General features: G+C 73.1%; 13 protein-coding genes and 2 pseudogenes. 11 read left to right on the forward strand and 4 right to left on the reverse strand.

The window, feature by feature from the left end:
* The first annotated feature begins 39 nt into the window (after window positions 1–39).
* From OHB00_RS39430 to OHB00_RS39450, 5 genes are all read left to right on the forward strand, one after another.
* Window positions 40–1,836, forward strand: coding sequence for a fatty acyl-AMP ligase (locus OHB00_RS39430; protein ID WP_406442252.1), 1,797 nt, complete (start codon window positions 40–42; stop codon window positions 1,834–1,836).
* Window positions 1,833–5,933: an acyltransferase domain-containing protein gene (locus OHB00_RS39435; RefSeq protein WP_406442254.1), complete on the forward strand. Its 4,101-nt coding sequence runs from the start codon at window positions 1,833–1,835 to the stop codon at window positions 5,931–5,933. Before OHB00_RS39430 ends, OHB00_RS39435 begins: the two co-directional genes overlap by 4 nt.
* Before the next feature lie 9 nt (window positions 5,934–5,942).
* Window positions 5,943–6,890: an alpha/beta hydrolase gene (locus OHB00_RS39440; RefSeq protein WP_406442256.1), complete on the forward strand. Its 948-nt coding sequence runs from the start codon at window positions 5,943–5,945 to the stop codon at window positions 6,888–6,890.
* A gap of 122 nt (window positions 6,891–7,012) precedes the next feature.
* On the forward strand, window positions 7,013–8,212 hold the full coding sequence (locus OHB00_RS39445; RefSeq protein WP_406442258.1) for a PucR family transcriptional regulator: 1,200 nt from the start codon (window positions 7,013–7,015) through the stop codon (window positions 8,210–8,212).
* Window positions 8,213–8,350: 138 nt separating this feature from the next.
* Complete coding sequence (locus OHB00_RS39450; RefSeq protein WP_406442260.1) at window positions 8,351–8,992, forward strand: cutinase family protein; 642 nt, start codon at window positions 8,351–8,353, stop codon at window positions 8,990–8,992.
* An 86-nt stretch (window positions 8,993–9,078) separates the two neighbouring features.
* Here the strand turns inward: OHB00_RS39450 and OHB00_RS39455 are convergent, their stop codons facing one another.
* The 4 genes from OHB00_RS39455 to OHB00_RS39470 all read right to left on the reverse strand — a co-directional run bounded on the left by OHB00_RS39455 (window position 9,079) and on the right by OHB00_RS39470 (window position 12,697).
* Window positions 9,079–10,800 (reverse strand): hypothetical protein, encoded by a 1,722-nt coding sequence (locus tag OHB00_RS39455; protein WP_406442261.1) that lies wholly within the window; start codon window positions 10,798–10,800, stop codon window positions 9,079–9,081.
* 113 nt (window positions 10,801–10,913) lie between these two features.
* A complete protein-coding gene (locus OHB00_RS39460) occupies window positions 10,914–11,345 on the reverse strand; it encodes an OsmC family protein (protein WP_406442263.1) in 432 nt (143 codons plus the stop codon).
* 27 nt (window positions 11,346–11,372) lie between these two features.
* Window positions 11,373–12,107, reverse strand: a complete 735-nt coding sequence (locus tag OHB00_RS39465; protein WP_406442265.1) for a hypothetical protein — start codon at window positions 12,105–12,107, stop codon at window positions 11,373–11,375.
* Between the two features lie 71 nt (window positions 12,108–12,178).
* Window positions 12,179–12,697, reverse strand: coding sequence for a proline dehydrogenase (locus OHB00_RS39470; RefSeq protein ID WP_406442267.1), 519 nt, complete (start codon window positions 12,695–12,697; stop codon window positions 12,179–12,181).
* Between the two features lie 169 nt (window positions 12,698–12,866).
* Between OHB00_RS39470 and OHB00_RS39475 the strand changes: the two genes are divergently transcribed.
* The 6 genes and pseudogenes from OHB00_RS39475 to OHB00_RS39500 form a co-directional block, all read left to right on the forward strand.
* Window positions 12,867–13,523, forward strand: a complete 657-nt coding sequence (locus OHB00_RS39475) for a PASTA domain-containing protein (protein WP_406442269.1) — start codon at window positions 12,867–12,869, stop codon at window positions 13,521–13,523.
* A 414-nt stretch (window positions 13,524–13,937) separates the two neighbouring features.
* Entirely contained in the window at window positions 13,938–14,234 is a 297-nt protein-coding gene (locus OHB00_RS39480) for a Smr/MutS family protein (RefSeq protein ID WP_406442270.1), read from the forward strand.
* Window positions 14,235–14,524: 290 nt separating this feature from the next.
* Window positions 14,525–15,013, forward strand: a complete 489-nt coding sequence (locus OHB00_RS39485) for a GNAT family N-acetyltransferase (protein WP_406442271.1) — start codon at window positions 14,525–14,527, stop codon at window positions 15,011–15,013.
* A 275-nt stretch (window positions 15,014–15,288) separates the two neighbouring features.
* Window positions 15,289–15,648: pseudogene (locus OHB00_RS39490) on the forward strand (sigma factor); the annotation flags it as partial.
* Between the two features lie 179 nt (window positions 15,649–15,827).
* Window positions 15,828–17,006 (forward strand): PP2C family protein-serine/threonine phosphatase, encoded by a 1,179-nt coding sequence (locus OHB00_RS39495; RefSeq protein WP_406442273.1) that lies wholly within the window; start codon window positions 15,828–15,830, stop codon window positions 17,004–17,006.
* Between the two features lie 4 nt (window positions 17,007–17,010).
* A pseudogene (locus tag OHB00_RS39500) lies at window positions 17,011–17,205 on the forward strand (IMP dehydrogenase); the annotation flags it as partial.
* Window positions 17,206–17,525: the final 320 nt, after the last annotated feature.

Below are 17,525 nucleotides of genomic sequence, written 5' to 3' on the forward strand. Positions count from 1 at the left end.
CTCGTCAGCCGAACCCGCGATGTGAGGAGCCACGCCCGTATGGACAGCCGCCGCCCCCCGCTCGCGCCCGCGTACCGGACCCTGCCCGAGTACGTGCGGCACTGGGCCGAAACCACCCCCGACCGCCGGGCGTTCACCTTCGTCGACCACCCCGCCCCGCACTCGCGGGGCGTCCACCGCACCCTCACCTGGCAGCGCCTGGACGTGCGGGTGCGGGCGCTGGCCGCCCGGCTCGCCGAGGTGGCCGAACCGGGCGACAGGGTCGCGCTGCTGTGCCCCCAGGGCACGGACTACGTCACCGGGTTCCTGGCGGCCCTGACCGCCGGGCTGGTCGCCGTCCCCCTCTACCCGCCAGGCCTGCCCGGGCACGGCGACCGGCTCCTGGCGGTGCTGGACGACGCCCGGCCCGCGGCCGTCGTCACCACGGACCGGGCCGCGGCGGAGGTCCGGGACCTCTGCGAGCGCGCGAAGGTCCCGGCCGTGGTGGCGGACCGGGCCCCCGACGCAGGCGCGCGCGACTGGCCGCCGCCCGCGCCCGGCACCACCGCCTACCTGCAGTACACCTCCGGCTCCACCCGCGCCCCGGCAGGCGTGGAGATCACCCACGCCAACGTGGTCGCCAACGCCCGCCAGGCACTGACCGCGTACGGCGCCGACACCCACCCGGTGACCTGCGTGGGCTGGCTGCCCCTCTACCACGACATGGGGCTGGTGCTGAGCGTCGCGGCGCCGGTCGTACGGGGCCTGCTGTCGGTCCTCATGGACCCGGCCGCGTTCCTCCACGAGCCGGTCCGCTGGCTGCGGCTGCTGGCCGCCCATCCGCGCGCGGTGAGCGCGGCGCCCAACTTCGCCTACGACTACTGCGCCGCCGCCGTCACCGACGCCCAGAAGGCGGAGCTGCGGCTGGACGGTGTCGCCGCGCTGATCAACGGCAGCGAACCGGTACGGCCGGGCACCGCCGACCGCTTCCACGCCGCGTTCGCCGGACAGGGGCTCCGCGCGGAGGCGCACTGCCCGTCGTACGGGCTCGCCGAGGCCACCGTCTTCGTCAGCGCCGCCCGGCCGGGCGAGCCGATCGCCCGCTTCACGCTGGACCGCGACGCGCTGACCGTCGGCAAGGCGCTGCCCGCGCGGCCCGACGACCCCACGGCCGTGCCGCTGGCCGGCTGCGGCACCCCGGCGGACCAGCGGGTCCGCATCGTCGACACGGCCTCACGCACGGTGCTGCCGGAGGGCGAGATCGGCGAGATCTGGGTGCAGGGCCCCAACGTGGGGCGCGGCTACTGGAACAACGCGGCGCAGACCATGCGCGTCTTCGGCGCCACGCTCAGCGAGGTCGAGGTCGAGGTCGAGGTCGAGGGCGGGGGCGAGGTCGAGGTCGAGGGCGGGGGCGGGGAGGTGCCGGGTGGCTGGCTGCGTACCGGCGATCTGGGGACGGTGCTGGACGGGGAGCTGATCGTCACGGGCCGCCTCAAGGACCTCATCGTGGTCGACGGCCGCAATCACTATCCGCAGGACGTCGAGGCCACGGCCCAGGACGCGCACCCGGCGGTGCGGCGGGACCGGCTCGCCGCGTTCGGGGTGCCGGGCCGTGCGGGGGAGGAGGTGGTGGTCGTGGCCGAGCACGCGCGGACCACGAGCCTCGGCGAGATCGACGTACCGGCCCTGGTGCGGGCCGTGCGCGCGGCCGTCTCCGCCCGGCACGGACTGCGGCTGGCCGACGTCGTCCTGGTCGCGCCCGGCACGGTGCCCCGGACGTCCAGCGGAAAGGTGTCGCGGGCGCTGACCCGGGCCCGCTACCTGGAGGGCGCCTACGCACCGGAGACGGTGGCATGAGGCCCGTGGACGCGGGCGCGGTGCGCCGGCTGGTCGCGGAACGGGCGGCCGCCTGGCAGGGCACCGCCCCCGACGACGTGCCGATGGACCTGCCGCTGGCCGACCTCGGCATGTCCTCCCGGGACGCGGTCGTGCTGGCGGGGGAGTTGTCCCGGCTGACGGGCCGCGAGCTTGCGTCGACCCTGCTCTGGGAGGCGTCGACCGGGGACGCGCTGGTGGCGTACCTGTGCGACCCCGCCGTGCGACCCGGGCCGGTGTCCCCGACACCGGCCCGGCCCGGCGTGCCGGTTGAGCCGGTCGCGACGGCCGAGCCGGTCGCGGCGATCGAGCCGGTCGCGGTCGTCGGCGTCGGCTGCCGGCTGCCCGGCGGAGTGCACGGGCCGGCCGACTACTGGCGGCTGCTGCTCGACGGGGTCGACGCCGTCCGCCGCGTTCCCGAGGACCGTTGGCGCGAGGTCGCCGCCTTCCCGCCCGCCGACGCGCCCGCGTACGGCGGTTATCTCGACGACATCGCGGGATTCGACGCCGACTTCTTCCGTGTCACGCCGCGTGAGGCCGCCGTGCTCGACCCGCAGCAGCGGATCCTGCTGGAGGTCGTCCGTGAGACCCTCGACCACGCCGCCGTCCCGGTCACCGCCCTCGCCGGCACGGCCACCGGGATCTTCGTCGGCGTCTCCGCCCCGGAGTACGGGCAGCTCACCGGCGCCGACCCGGCCGCCGTGGACCCCTGGGCCCCGGCGGGCGCGGCGCTCAGCGTGACCGCGGGCCGGCTGGCGTACGTCCTGGACACCCACGGGCCGGCCCTGGCCGTCGACACGGCCTGTTCGTCGTCGCTCGTCGCCGTGCACCAGGCCTGCGTCGCGCTGCGCACCGGCGAGTGCGACACGGCGATCGCCGCGGGGGTCAACGTGCTGCTGTCGCCCGTCGTCGGCGTCGCGTTCGGGCGGGCCGGAGCGCTCGCACCGGACGGCCGCTGCAAACCGTTCGCCAGGACGGCCGACGGCATCGGGCGCGGCGAAGGCTGCGCGGCCGTCCTGCTGAAACGGCTGTCCGACGCCGAACGGGACGGCGACCGGATCCTGGCCGTCATCCGGGCCACCGCCGTCAACTCCGACGGCCGCTCCAACGGCCTCCTGGCTCCCAACCCGGCCGCCCAGCAAGCCCTGCTGACCACTGCGTACGCACGTGCCGGACTGGACCCGGCCCGCATCGACCACGTCGAGGCGCACGGCACCGGCACCCCGCTCGGCGACCCGATGGAGGCGGCGGCCCTCGACGCCGTGCTGGGCGCGGACCGTGACCCCGAACAGCCGCTGCTGCTCGGCTCCGTGAAGGGCAACCTCGGCCATCTGGAGTCCGCCGCCGGTATGGCCGGCCTGGTCAAGACGGTGCTCGCCCTCCACCACGACAGCATCCCGCCGTCGCTGCACTGCGCCGACGGCAGCGCCCTGAAGGACGTACGGCTGCGGGTGGTGACCGAGCCCGAGCCATGGCCCCGCTACGGCGGCACGGCCACCACCGGGGTCTCCGGCTTCGGCTTCGCCGGCACCAACGCCCATGCCGTACTGGAGGAGTGGCGCCCCGGTGTCCCGCCGCCGTCCGTGCCCGAGCCGGCCGCCCGCCTGTACCTCCTGTCCGACGCCGACACCGAGCGGGTCCGGGACACCGCCGGCCGGCTGGCCGCCTGGCTACGGGCCCCCGAGGGGCGCGGCGCCCGCCCGGCCGACGTGGCGCGCACGCTCGCGGGACGCGCGGGACGCGGACCGGTCCGGGCGGCGGTCATCGCCCATGACCGGTCCGAACTGGCAGACGCCATGCACGTGTTGGGAGACGGCGGTCAACACGCCGGTGTACTGACCGGTGACCGTGATCTCGTCGGCCGCGGCCCGGTATGGGTGTTCTCCGGATACGGCAGCCAGTGGCCCGGCATGGCCCGCGGACTGCTGGCCGAGGAACCGGTCTTCGCCGCCGCCGTCGAGAGACTCGACGCCCATCTCGCCGACGCGTGCGGCTTCTCCCTGCACGAACAGCTCGCCTCGGGTTGCGCCGTCGACCGGCTGGAGGTGGCGCAACCGGCCTTGTTCTGCGTGCAGTTGGCGCTCGCCGAGATGTGGCGCTCGTACGGGGCCGAGCCGGCCGCGGTCATCGGTCACTCCATGGGCGAGGTGGCCGCGGCCGTGTGCGCGGGCGCCCTCGACGTGCCGCAGGCGGCGCGGGTCATCGCCGTACGGGCCCGGCTGCTCGGCGGGCTGCGCGGCGGCGCGATGGCGGTGACCGACCTGACGGACGACGAACTGCCGGTGCTGGAAAGGGACTTCCCCGGCGTCCAGGTCGCGGTCCACTCCTCGCCCCGGCAGAAGGTCGTCACCGGCGACAAGGAGGCGATCGCCCCGCTGGTGCGCCTCCTGGAGGAACAGGGCCGCGCCGTCCGGGCGATGCGGGTCGCCGGCGCCGGTCACTCGCCCCGGGTGGACCCGCTGCTGCCGGAGCTGACCGACGCCCTGTCCGGCATCCGGCCCCGCCGGCCCCGTGTCCCGGTCTACTCCACGGTCCTCGACGACCCGCGCGGCGACAGCGCGTTCGACGCCGCCCACTGGGCCGCCAACCTGCGCAGGCCGGTGCGCCTGGACCGGGCCCTGGCCGCGGCCGCGGCCGACGGTCACACCGCCTTCGTCGAGATCTCGCCCCACCCGGTGCTGACACGGTCTGTGACGGACACCGTGCCCGGAGCCCTCGCGGTCGGCACGCTGCGCCGCGACGCGGACGGATCCGCCCCGTTTCTGCGGCAGTTGGGCGCGCTGTACGCGGCGGGGCTGGCGCTGCCGGCGCCCCCGGGCCGGGTGATCGACCTGCCCGCACCACGCTGGCGGCACGTGCGGTACTGGTGGCCGGACGGTCGCCCCGGCGCCCACGCCCCGGTGCGGTGGGACAAGCACGAGCCGTCTCCCGACGCGGACGCGTCGGCCGCGCACACGCCGACGGCGCGCACATCGGCGGCACCCGCGTCCACCGATGACACCTCAGCCGATGACGTCTCGGTCATCGCCCGCCTGAGCCACCACATCGCAGCCGTCACCGGCCACCCGGCGGCCCGCATCACTCCAGCCACCGTGTTGGCCGATCTGGGCCTGGACTCCCTGATGGCCACCCGGGTCCGCACCTCCCTGGAAAGGGAGTTGGGGGCCGAGCTGCCCCTGCGTGACCTCTTCGCCGCCACGACCGTCGCCGAGGCGGCCGCCCGCATCCGGCAGCCGGCGCCGGGCGGGCCCACCCCGCTGCGGCCGTCGAACGGCACCACCGGTACCCGGCCGCCCCTGTTCCTCTTTCACGCGGCCGGCAGCCCCACCACCGTCTACCGCGCACTCACCGAACGGCTCGGCGACGACCGCCCGGTGTACGGACTGGAGCGGCTTGAGGACGCCCTGACCGTGCCGGAGAGGGCCCGCCGCCACGCCGAGGCGATCACCGCCGCACACCCCGACGGGCCCTGCGTGCTCGGCGGCTGGTCCTTCGGCGGCTTCCTCGCCCAGGAGACGGCACGCCAACTCACCGCCGCCGGACGGGAGGTGGAGCTGGTCGTGCTCATCGACTCGGTACGCCCGCTCCTGCCACCCGGCAGCACCCCGGCCGACCGCGTCCGCGCCCATCTCACCGGCTTCGCCCGGCACATCGCCGACACCTACGGAGTCCGGCTCGACCTGCCGTACGACGACCTGGTCGCGACGGCCGACGACGGTGAGCGCATCGACCGCGTGCTGCGCGCCCTGCGCGAGACCGCCGTCGTGCCGCCCGCCGCGCTGGCGCATCAGCGCGCCTCCTACCTGGACCTGAGGACCGGCGAGGCACACCGCCCGGGCGGGTACGACGGCCGGGTCGTCCTCTTCCGGGCCGGCGAACCCGCCCCGCACACCGTGCGCGACCCGGCCTACGAACGCGACGACGACGCCCTCGGCTGGGACGAGGTGTGCCCGCGGCTTGAGGTCGTACCGGTCCCCGGACACCACCTGTCCCTGCTCGACCCGCCGCACGTCGACGAGATCGCCGCCCGGCTGCGGCGGTTGCTCGCCGCGCCGGGCGGACCCGCACAACCGGACTGAGGAGCCGCCATGCCGCACCACCCCGCCGGACTCTCCCGACGCGCCGCCGCCAGGGCCGCGGCGGCCACCGGCCTGGCCGTCCTGTTCGGCGCCACGGCCGCCGCGGGACGCGCCCGGGCCGCCACCCAGGTCGGGCCGCGCACCTTCGACGTGTCCGTGACGTCGTCCGCGCTCGGCCGCAGTGCGCCCGTCCGGCTGATCCTCCCGTCGGACTTCGGCACGCAGACCGCCCGGACCTACCCCGTGCTGTATCTCCTGCACGGCGCCCACGACGACTACACGTCCTGGACCCGGGAGACGGACATCGAGTCCTTCACCGAGGGCCGTGACCTGATCGTGGCGATGCCGGACGCGGGCCCCACCGGCATCCCCAGCGCCTGGCGCGGCGGCCCCGACTACGAGACCTTCCAGCTCCAGGAGGTCCCGGCGCTGCTCGCCCGCGACTACCGGGCGTCCGGGGTACGGGCCGTGGCCGGGGTCTCCACGGGCGGCTACGGCGCGATGGCACACGCGGCCCGCCACCCCGGGGCCTTCACCGCGGCCGCCTCCTACAGCGGCATCCTCGACACCACGGCAGTCGGCGTGCCTCCCCTCGTCGACGCCATCGTGGCCCGCGAGAACCTGCTGCCCGGCTCGCTCTGGGGCAGTCCGCTCCTGAACGCCCTCGTCTGGGAGGACTTCAACCCGCGGGCCCGCGCCACCGGACTGCGCGGCACACCCCTGTACGTGTCCCAGGGCAGCGGGGTCGGCGGCAGTGCCGTCGGCGACTGGACGGCCGGGGTCCTGGAAGGCCTGCTCTGGCCCTCCGCGCACAGCTTCACCGTGGCCCTCGCCGTTCTCGGCATCCCCGTCACCACCCACTTCTACGCGGGCGGCGGACACAGCTGGGACTACTGGAAACAGGAGTTCACCGCCTCGTGGCCGATGCTCGCCGGTGCGCTGGGAGTGCCGGAGTGACCTCCGCGCAGCCAGGGCACGGAACGGAGCGGAGGGGACGCCCGTCCAACCCGGGGCGTCCCTCTCGTCCCACGGGCAACGGCCCGTGGGGGAGCCGCCTCCGGGGGAAAGGAGTGTCCGCCGTGGCCGTCCCCACCCCGCGCTCCGTGCCCCCCGAGCCAGGAACCCCGCCGGTCCCGCCCGAACTGGCCGAGCTGCTGCGCGGCCAGCTGGAGGGCGTCGCGGACGAGGTGGAGGCGGAGGTACGCCGGCAGGTCCCGGAGTACGCGCGACCGGCCGACGGGCCGTACGGGCGGACCATCCGGGCCGGGGTGGTGCAGGCGCTCACCCTGTTCGTCGACCACATCGCCGACCCGCGTGGCCAGGGGGACGCGATCGCCGCCACGTACTACGAACTCGGGCGCGGCGAAGCGCTGGCGGGCCGCGGCCTCGACGCGCTGCAGTCCGCGTTACGGGTGGGCGGCCTGCACGCCTGGCGGCTGATGGGGCGCACGGCGGAGCAGCTCGGCCTGGACTCGACGATCGTGGCCGCACTCGGCGAACTGGCCTTCCGGACGGTCCACGAGGTCGCGGAGGCGGCCGCCGCGGGTTACGCGGAGGCGCAGTCGCACAGCACGGGCGAGCTGGAGCGGCGGCGCGGGCGGCTGCTCGATCTGCTGCTGGAGGAGGGGCCGGTGGCCCCGGAGGCCGTACAGGACCTCGCGCACGGCGCGCGCTGGCGGGTGCCGAAACAGGTCGCCGTCGTCGCTCTGGCGGCGGACCCGCGGGCCGAGGACCGGCCGCCGGCGATGCCCGGGGCCCTCGTGGACATGGACTCCCGGCCACCGCGAATCCTGGTCCCCGACCCGGAGGGCACCGGCCGGTTCGGCGGCCGCTCCCTGCTGCTCGGCCTGCAGGGCCGCCCGGCCGCGATCGGCCCGACGGTCCCGGTGACCGAGGCCGCGCAGTCGCTGCGCTGGGCCACCCGAGCCCTCGGCCTGATGGGCCGCGGGATCCTGCCCCGGCAGGGCGTGGTCCGCTGCGCCGACCACCTCTCGACCCTGCTCCTGCACAGCGACGAGCCACTCCTCGCCCGGCTCGGGTCGCACACGCTCGCCCCGCTGGACGCCGCCTCCGAGGGCCAGCGCCCCCGCCTGGCCGAGACCCTGCTGGTCTGGCTGCTCAGCGGCGGCAACGTCCCCGACGTCGCCGCCCGCCTCCACATCCACCCCCAGACGGTCCGCTACCGCCTGCGCCAGCTGGAGAAACTCTTCGGCGACCGCCTGCACGACCCCGAGGCCCGCCTGGACCTGATCCTGTCCCTGCGCTTCGGGCAGAACTGAAACCCCACTCACCACAGGTGAAAAACCCAGGGAATTTCTGAATCACCGTCCATAACACCAGGTCTGGAAACGCGAATACCTTCGGGAACGTCCTTTTCCGCAGGCGCCTCACGCGCCCGACCCCCAAAGGATTCCCCCATGCGTATCCGCTTGTGCCTCGCCGCCCTCTCGCTGGTCGGCGGAGCCGGACTGACCGCTCTCTCGGCGCCCACGGCATCGGCCGCCACCTGCTCGGACATCGACGTCGTGGCAGCCCGCGGCACCTTCGAACCGGGCACCCTCGGCCTGATCGTCGGCGACCCGGTGTATTCGGCCCTGCAGAAGAAACTGACCGGCAAGAACCTCTCCAGTTATGCCGTGGATTACCCCGCGGACCTTTCCCTGACCTCGGCCGCGCAGGGAAACGCCGACCTGGTGAACCACGTCACCGCACAAGCCGCGGCCTGCCCGAATCAGCGTTTCATTCTCGTCGGTTATTCGCAGGGCGCGAACGTCGTCGACAACTCCGTGGGAGTCAGCAGCGCCGGAGCCCTGGTCGGCAGCCCCATCGTGGCGACCCTTCCGGCCTCGGTGGAGCCGAAGGTCGCCGCGGTGCTGCAGTTCGGCAACCCGATCCGCGCCCTCGGCAAGAGCATCACCGGCACCTACCAGAGCCGCACCATCGACTTCTGCGCGACCGGTGACCCCGTCTGCGAGAACGGCGGGGACGACGTACTGGCCCACCTCGGCTACACCTCCGACGCCGACGCGGCGGCCACGTTCGCCGCCGGCAGGATCTGAGCCGTACGGACCACCGCACCGCGCAGGACCCGGGAGTCGGCCGGCTCCCGGGCCCTTTCGGTCTTTCGCGGTGGGACTGCCGGAGGCTACCGCGGAGTGCGAGCGAACGCCGCGAGGCTGGTGGAGACCGGTTCGGGGCGGCCGTCGTTCTGCACGGGCGCCGCGGTCAGCACGTCGAGGTGCTGGTACCCGGGGGCGACCACCGGATGCAGGTCGGTGGGTATCCGACCGGCCAGCAGACCGTCGCCGGCCAGCACCGTGAGCGTCGGGTTCGCGGTCAGCCCCTCGGGGTGCACGACCAGTCGCTTCACCTGCGGCGAGTCGGACAGTTCGAGGTCGGTGACCAGTTTGGTCGGGAAGTACTGTTCGGTGAAGTCCAGTGGCTGCTCCGCCAGGCTGCGGGCCAGCTCGTGGATGTCGGTGACCTCCTTCGAGGCGTCGGTGAACGGCGTGCCGTCGGCCGACCGGTACCCCGGGTCGTCGGCGGCGCCCACCCGGTCGTAGTCGCGCCAGGTGTACAGCGGCCCGTGCGGCTGCGCGGGAATGGCCTTGTAGTCGACGCCGAACAGCTGCGTCGGCTGCGAACTCCCATTGGCGGCCGGGAAGTTCTTGTCGGTGATCGGTCCGCCGTCGAAGAAGCCCACGCTGCTCTGCAGGAACGCCAGCGGTACGGAGTTGTCGTCCAGCAGGGCCCCGAGCACCGCGTCATTGGTGAGCCGGAAGTCCTTCACCGCCGGGGAGCCGGTGAGGAACGTCGCCGTGTCCTTGGAGAACAGGAACCTGTTGGTGGCCTCGATGTCGACGTCGGAGGGGAGATAGGAGGGCAGGTCGGACTCGGCGTCCGGGTCCTGTACGGCCCCCACGCCGGCGATGGCGAGCAGGGTCATGGTCTCGGGGTTGAGCAGCACGGGCGCGGACAGCGAACGCGACAGCAGACCGCTGTCCAGCCCCGCCTGCACGGCCGCGTAACCGATGCCGACGTCGGGCAGGTCGGTGTCGTCGGGGATGCTGCCGCTCAGGTCGGCCAGCGAGGTGGAGATCGTGGTGTCCAGGGCGAAGTACCCGGCGCACTGGTTCTGCCCGGCGTCCGCCGTGGTCGCGGGATCACCGTCGAAGTCGGCGGCCGCGAAGTACCCGGTGATCACCCCGCCGAGCGAGTGCCCGCCGCACAGCACCTTGCGCCTGCGCAGCCCCTGGTCGGGCAACTCGGCGGTGAGCAGGTCGTGTTCGTCCCGCACGGTCTGCTCGATGCCGAGCTTCGCCAGCCACCCGAGCTGGTCGTTGCCGGTGAACCCGGCGAAGCTGCGGCCGTCGACCGCCCTGCCCCGGTAGTAGTAGTCGACGGCCGTGTGCTGGTCGCCGGAGGCGATGCCGGTGTGGTCCTCCAGACAGTTGGAGCGCCGGTCCAGAGCCCAGAACTCGATGTGCTGCCCCTGCGCGGCCGCCAGGGCGACAGTGTCGCGGGCGACGCTGTCGAACGCCCCGGCGCCCTCCAGGATGCCGGGCTGGGCCACCAGGATCCGGTCGGCGTCCGCCGACCTGCTCGGCCCGTCGGCGGCGCGGTAGCGCAGATACGACAGCCAGTCGCAGGCCCCCGGACGGGCCCCGAACGACTGCGGCAACGGCACCTTCACCCGCACCACCGACTCGGCCACGCCGTCGGCCGGATGCGTCGACGCCACGGGTGTCTCGGTCCGGGCGTCCGCTCCCTGGGCCTGCGGGGCGACCGTGGTGAGCGTCCCCGTGACCAGCAGCGCCGCCAGCGCGGCGCTGCGCCATGTCCTTCCTCTGCTGCGACTGGTTCTCATGGCCGGGACCGTAGGCCCGCTGAGCGGCGGCGCTCAGGAACTGCTCACAACAACGCAGCACTCCGCGCCCCGCTTGTCACGGCCACGCAGAGCGGCCGGAGAACCGGCGGACGTCACACGTCCTCGACCGACACGGCGACGGGGGTCCCCGCCTCGACCGTACGGCTGACCGTGCACAGCCGGTCGTGGGAGACGGCGACCGCGCGGGGCAGGATCGCGCGGGCGCGGTCGCCGGCCGTGCCCTCGGGGAAGGCGACGGAGAAGGCGACCGCGAGGTCCGTCATGCGGTTGCCGTCCTCGTCACTCACCTTGTGGCCGCTGACGGTGACGGTGAAGGCGGCCGGCTCGACATGCCGGCTCGTGGACACGTCCACGTCCGCCGCCGTACAGCCCCCGATCGCGGCGAGCAGCAGCTCGACCGGGGTGAATTCCGTGCCGTCGCCGGTACCGAAGGTGATCGTGCCGCCGCGGGCGTTCGTCGCGGTGAAGCGGCCGGTGCCGGTGCGCTCGACCGTGACCAGACGCAAGGAGTCCTCTTCGCTCATACCGGCGAACCTAAGGCAGGACCGCCGTCATTGCAGGATGTTGACAGCCCGCGCCACCACCAGGACCACCGTCACCAGGGAGACCGAGGACTGCAGCATCATCAGCATCTTGGCCCAGCGCGACAACGGCATCACGTCGGTCGGGCTGAAGGCGGTGGAGTTGGTGAAGGACAGGTACAGGTAGTCGAGAAAGCCCGGTTCCCAGTCGGAGGGCGCGGTCTCGGGACTCTGCATCTGCACGAAGAGGAAGTCCGCGAACTGGTGCCGGCCGAGGACCCGCGCCATCGGCCCGCCACGGTCCCACTCCCAGTACCAGAGGGCGAACACGATGACGTTCGTCAGCCAGATGCCGCCGCCGGTCAGCAGCAGCGGCCCGGCCTCCCTGCCCTCGGTGCCGTGCACGAGCCCCGCCACCAGCCGGACCGCCGCCCAGCCGTTGGCGACGCTGATCACCCCCATCAGCACCAGCCCCAGCACCCGCAGCCACCGGGTGCGGGGCTCGACCCGCCGGGGGTTGCCGGCGATGAGGCCGGCCAGCAGCACCACCTCCAGGACGGGCAGGGCCCAGTACGGCTGGAGGACGAGCCGGTGCGGCAGCATCAGCTGGAGGGCGATCGCCACGAGGATCACGGCGGTCACCGCCCACCGCGGCTCGCCCTGCGTCGCCCGCCGCCACGCGGGCACCACATTGCGCTCGCCGCTCTGCAGCAGCCCCTCGATCCTGGCCAGACGGTTCTCGGCATCGGGCATTCGGTCGCTCATGGCGACGATTGTCCCGAGACCGCCCACCGGCCGACCCACCGGCTCGGCCGTTACCGCTGAGGTGCGCCGTGTCAGCGCGTGTTGCCGATGACATCGCGGGCCGCGCGGCGGAAGTCCTTGACCGCCTGGTAGAGGACTCGCTCACGTTCGGCGGCAAGGGCGGAGTCCTCGGCATCGCCGGTGGCGTCCCCCGCGTGGGCGTTCGCGACCATCCGCCGCATGACGTGGGAGAGGTCGCTGGAGGCCCGGGTCACTCGTGAGGAGAACTCCACGAGCGACGCCGGTCCTTCGAGGAGGACGACTTCGGCGGTGCGGTGGACCTCGCGGGCCAGGGCGACGAAGCGGCGTACCTTCTCGTCGACGTCCGGCAGGTCGGGGTGGTCCGCACGCAGCGCGTCGAGGACGGCGTCCATGGCGATGTCGCGGTCATGGAGCGCACTGAGGTAGCCGGCGTACGCGTCGCGGCGGTGCTGACGGCGCCACTGATCATGCTGTGCCCGTGCCTGTACCCGGCCGCTCACGATCGCGGCGGCGAGCGTGGCGACCGAGCCGACTGCGGTGCCCAGCAGCGCGGCAACTCCTGCGTCCATGGCCCCAGTCTGCCGTTGTCGACGTTCGTTCCGAGGCGGTACGGCCCCGCCCCGCGACCGGCGCCGGTCCGGTGAGCGGACCGGAACGGGCCTTCTCCGCGGCGCCCGGGCAGTCTGGTCGGCGTCCGCCCGGAGGGACCGGGCGGTGACGTGGAGGGAGACACGGGGGATGACAGGGATGACGGGGACGGCAGGCTTCTTCGGATCGCGTGGGACCGGCGGACTGGGACGTGTGGTGCGGTGGACGGTGCCCGCGTCGGTCGCGGCGCTGGCCGGGCTGTTCACGGCGGTGCCGGCGCACGCGGACGACCCGGGCGCCAACTGCCTGGCGACGGCGACCGGTTCGCTCGCGACGTCGTCGAACCCGGTGACGTACGGGCAGTACACGACGGTGTCATGGGGCGTGAACTGTGTGGGTGCCACGGCGGAGGACGCCGTGGAGATCGTCGGTCCCGGATTCAGCCCGGCCACCGACGAGCTGACCCTCGGCGGGTCGCGGCCGGTGTTCGTCACCGACACCTCCGTCTCGTCGTGGACCGAGGTCCTGATCGACGAGAGTTCCGACACCGGCGCGAGCCGTGTCCTGGCGACCCTGACGGTCCCCGTGACGGGGGTGACCCGGGTGCCGGACGTGTTCGGGGACAGGACGGCCGTGGCACAGAGCGTGCTGCGCGCCGCGGGGTACGTGCCGGTGATCGGCGGCACCGTGTCGGACTGCCCCGGTGGCGAGGTGTACGAAACCATCCCGGCGGGCGGCACCGCCTTGCCGCTGGGCAGCAACGTGGACCTCATCGTGACCACCTGGCCGACCAACAAGTGCCCCTGACCCGAGCCGGGTTGCCCGAACGAACGAATCCGGAGGCGGGGAGGCCGGCAGCCTTCCCCGCCTTCCGGCCTCGTTCTCCGCAGGATCCCGCGGTCGCCCCGTGCCGGCACCGTCCCGCGCGACCACCGTCAGGCGCCGACACCGCCCGCCAGGACCACGTGTTCAGGACATTCCATGGGCGGGCCGGCTGCGACAGGACGGGAACGTGGGCATCACATGTCCGTGCGTGAACCACGAGGTGGCGCCCGAAGCGGCGGACGGGATCGACTCGATGGACCTGGCAGGCGCCTTGGACCTGCTGCGCGTGGAGGCCGGCGCGGCGACGCCGCGGGGCCCGGCGGGATCGGACAGGTCGTACGGTCGCATGACACACTCGGACCGGGCGTACAGGCGTCGACAGCGGGAGGTAGCACCTTGCTGACATTGGATCTGCACCCGGTCTTCAGGAACAACCGCGACATCGAACTCTCGCTGCGGCAGATCGTCTTCCAGGCGAAACGCACGGGGGAGCCCGTCGTGCAGATCATTCATGGGAAGGGCACCGGGCAGCTCAAGGGCCGCGTCCTCGCGTTCCTCGGCCAGAAGCACATCCGCAAGCTGTACGACCGCGTGGAGATCGACACGGCGAACACGGGCCGTGTCCTGGTGCACTTCGCGCCACCGCAGGGCGCTCACCGAGTCGTCGGTGACCAGTCCGAGCCGATCGCCTGAAAGGCGTCCGTCGGCTGGCGCCCAGCGGCGCCGACACCGCCGGTCCGGCCTGGGTGCACCGGCTCGGCTTCGCCACGGCAGACCCAGGGACAGCAACCGTGTCGACCACCCCGTTCTCCGGCTCCTCCGCAGGGGTTCGGGTCCAGTGCTGCCGGCGGGCGGCGGAGTCGGCGGCAGTGCGGTGGCCGATCGGGGCTTGGGCGAGCGGTTCCCGGGAGCGGTGCAGGAATGCCTGCCGGAGCAGCCGCCCCGCCGCACGAAGGCATTCCCGGGTGCGAGATACTCTCCCGATGGGTTCACGTACTTCCCCGACCAGCCGGCCGATCACGATACGGAGGGCCGTCGCGCGGGATGCCAGACGGCTCACGCGGCTCGTGCGTGGCTCAGGCGCCTACGAGGGCAAGTACGCAGCCGCAGTCGCGGGCTACCGGGTCGGTCCTGATTACATCGAGGCCCACCGCGCTTTTGTGGCCGTAGGCGCCGACGAGCCCGGAGGCCGGGTCCTCGGGTTCTACTCGCTCGTCCTCGCTCCACCGGAACTCGACCTGCTGTTCGTCGCCGACGAAGTGCAAGGACGAGGTATCGGACGGCTCCTCGTCGCGCACATGCAGTCCGAGGCCCGTGCCGCCGGGATCGACTGCCTCAAGGTCGTGTCGCATCTTCCCGCCGCGGACTTCTACCACCGCGTCGGTGCGGTGCGGACCGGGACCGCTTTTGCGAACCCGCCCGCCGTGCCGTGGGACCGTCCCGAATTCGAGTTTCGCATTCCTTCGGAATGACGCGGGATGCCGGTTGGCGGAGCACTGGCACCGGTGTACTCCGGATCAAGCACCCGCGAGTCGGTCCGGCTCCGTGGAAAGACGGGTTTCGGTGCTCCTCGGCTCCGGGGGACACGCCGTCGGCGGCCCGCCACTACTGGTAGCCGTACCGGGGACGCTCCGGCCAGGGGCCCAATTCCCCCAGCTCACAGCCCTGTCTCGCGAGCGTGTGGTGGCGGGCATGGGTGGAAAGCGAGAGGGTAGCCGAAGGATCGTCGGCCGTTTCACAGTGGGCCGTGTCCTTGGTCCGTTACGCGGCCGGCCGGTTCCGCAGCCGGGGGCCGGAGGAGATGGAGGACGTCGTCCAGGTCGGAATGAGCGGCCTGATCAAGGCGATCGACCGGTTCGAGCTGTCCCGCGAGGTGGACTTCACCTCCTTCGCCATCCCCTACGTCGTCGGTGAGATCAAGCGGTTCTTCCGTGACACCACCTGGGCCGTGCACGTACCCCGGCGGCTGCAGGAGGCCCGCGTCCAGCTCGCCCGGGCCACGGAGGAACTGCGAAGCCGGTTGGGTCGCACGCCGACGGTCAAGGAGCTGTCAGAGCTGATGAGCCTGCCCGAGGGCGAGGTGATGGAGGCCCGAACCCGAGGCAACCGACGCACCGTCGACGAACGAGGCCGCGGAGGGACCGCTCCGCGTTCCGCAGCTCAGTCGGGCTCAACGCGTCGACCGGACCCCGCCGGAAGAGACAACCGCGAGCGGGTGTGACGGACGTACTGGGTGACTAGGGCCGAACCCGGGGAAGAAGGAGCAGCAACCGATAGGAGGTTGCCATGCGTGGCGGGGATCTGGAACTGGGGCAGCTTCTGGCCGCCGCTGAGGCGGCACCGCCCGGGGAGTCCGTCGAGGTACTTGCGAACGACCTGCGCAAGCGCTTCGGTGCGGAGCGTGTGTCGTTCCTGTTCGTCGACCTCGTGGGCCGGCGGTTGCTGCGCCTGATCACGCAGGCCGACGATGACATGGAGGGCGCTGCCGAGCGGATCGACCTGGAGGGCAGTGTCTACGACGCAGTCCTGCGCAGCCAGCGCCAGCGCGTGGAACCGGACGGCCAGGGCGGGCGGCGCGTGATCTCGCCGGTGACCAACCGCGGCGACTGCATCGGTCTGCTGGAGGCGACGCTGCAGAACGCCGACGACACCGTGCTTGCGCAGATCGAAGACGCGGCGCACGCACTGGCTTACATCATCGTCACGGACCGCCGTTTCACCGATCTTTACCACGCGGGCCGGCGCACCACCCAGACCAGCCTGGCCGCCGAGATCCAGCACCAGTTGCTTCCCTCAGCCTCCTGCTGCGAGGCTCCCCAGTTCACCCTCGCGGCAGGGCTGGTGCCGGCCGACGACATCGGCGGGGACACCTACGACTACACACTCGATCGAGACACACTGCACCTGTCCATCACCGACGCCATGGGACACGACACCCACTCCGCGCTGCTCGCCACGCTCCTGGTCGGCGCCATGCGCGGCGCCCGCCGTGGCGGCTGTGACGCACTCCAGCAGGCGCAACGCGCCCACGACGCCCTGTTGACCCACAGCCGCGGCCTGGCCACTGGACAATTGCTGTGCATCGGCCTCTCGACCGGCACCTGCGAACTGGTCAACGCAGGGCATCCCCGGCCCCTGCGCCTACGCCGAGGCGCCACCGAGGCCGAAGAGATACAGCTCGCAGTCGACCTCCCCTTCGGCGTGGCAGCCCCCCACGCCTACCGTGTCCAGGAACTCCAGCTTCGCCCCGGCGACCGTCTGATTCTGCTCACCGACGGCATGCAGGAACGCGGCGCCGGAGCCGTCGACCTGGCATCCCTCGTGTGGGACACTCGCACCTCACACCCCAGGGAAGCCGTGCGCAGCCTGACCAGCGCGGTGCTGGATGCCTGCCGGGGAAACCTCAGGGACGACGCCACCGTCCTCGTCCTGGACTGGCACGGTCCGCGGCGCGAAGACGGCTGAAGCTGTCCCCAACGCCCAGGGCACCCTGGTCGCCACCGACGAGGGGCCCGGCGAGGAGTTCTGGGCCGGCCTGCTCGCCGTCTCCGACGTGATGGGCACCGGCTGGTACGCGGTCGACGCCGTCGACGCCGCCGAGGTCCGGCCCGGCTCCACCGCCGTGGTGGCCGGCGACGGCGCGGTCGGCCTGCGCGCGGGCATCACCACCTACGCCCCCCTGCGCCGCTGGGGCGCCGGACCCGGCAAGAAGGTCGCGGCCGTCGGCCTCGGCCGAGCGCGTCCTCGCCTCCGACGTCCGCTACCGCTTCGTCATCGACACCACCACCGTCGCCTGACCCGCAGAGCCTGGCCGGCGCGGTGGGCATCGTGATCGCCCAGGCAGCCGGCCGCGACCCTGTACTCCGGCGGCAGGCTGGTGCGCTGCTACGGCCGCCTTCATGGTGTCCGGCTTCGTCTCGGGACGGCTGTCGGAGCGGCGGCCGGAAAAGGGCACCTCGTCCTGGACCTCGCCATGGCCCTCGC

The organism is Streptomyces sp. NBC_00631 (genome assembly GCF_045206895.1).
Classification (GTDB): domain Bacteria; phylum Actinomycetota; class Actinomycetes; order Streptomycetales; family Streptomycetaceae; genus Streptomyces.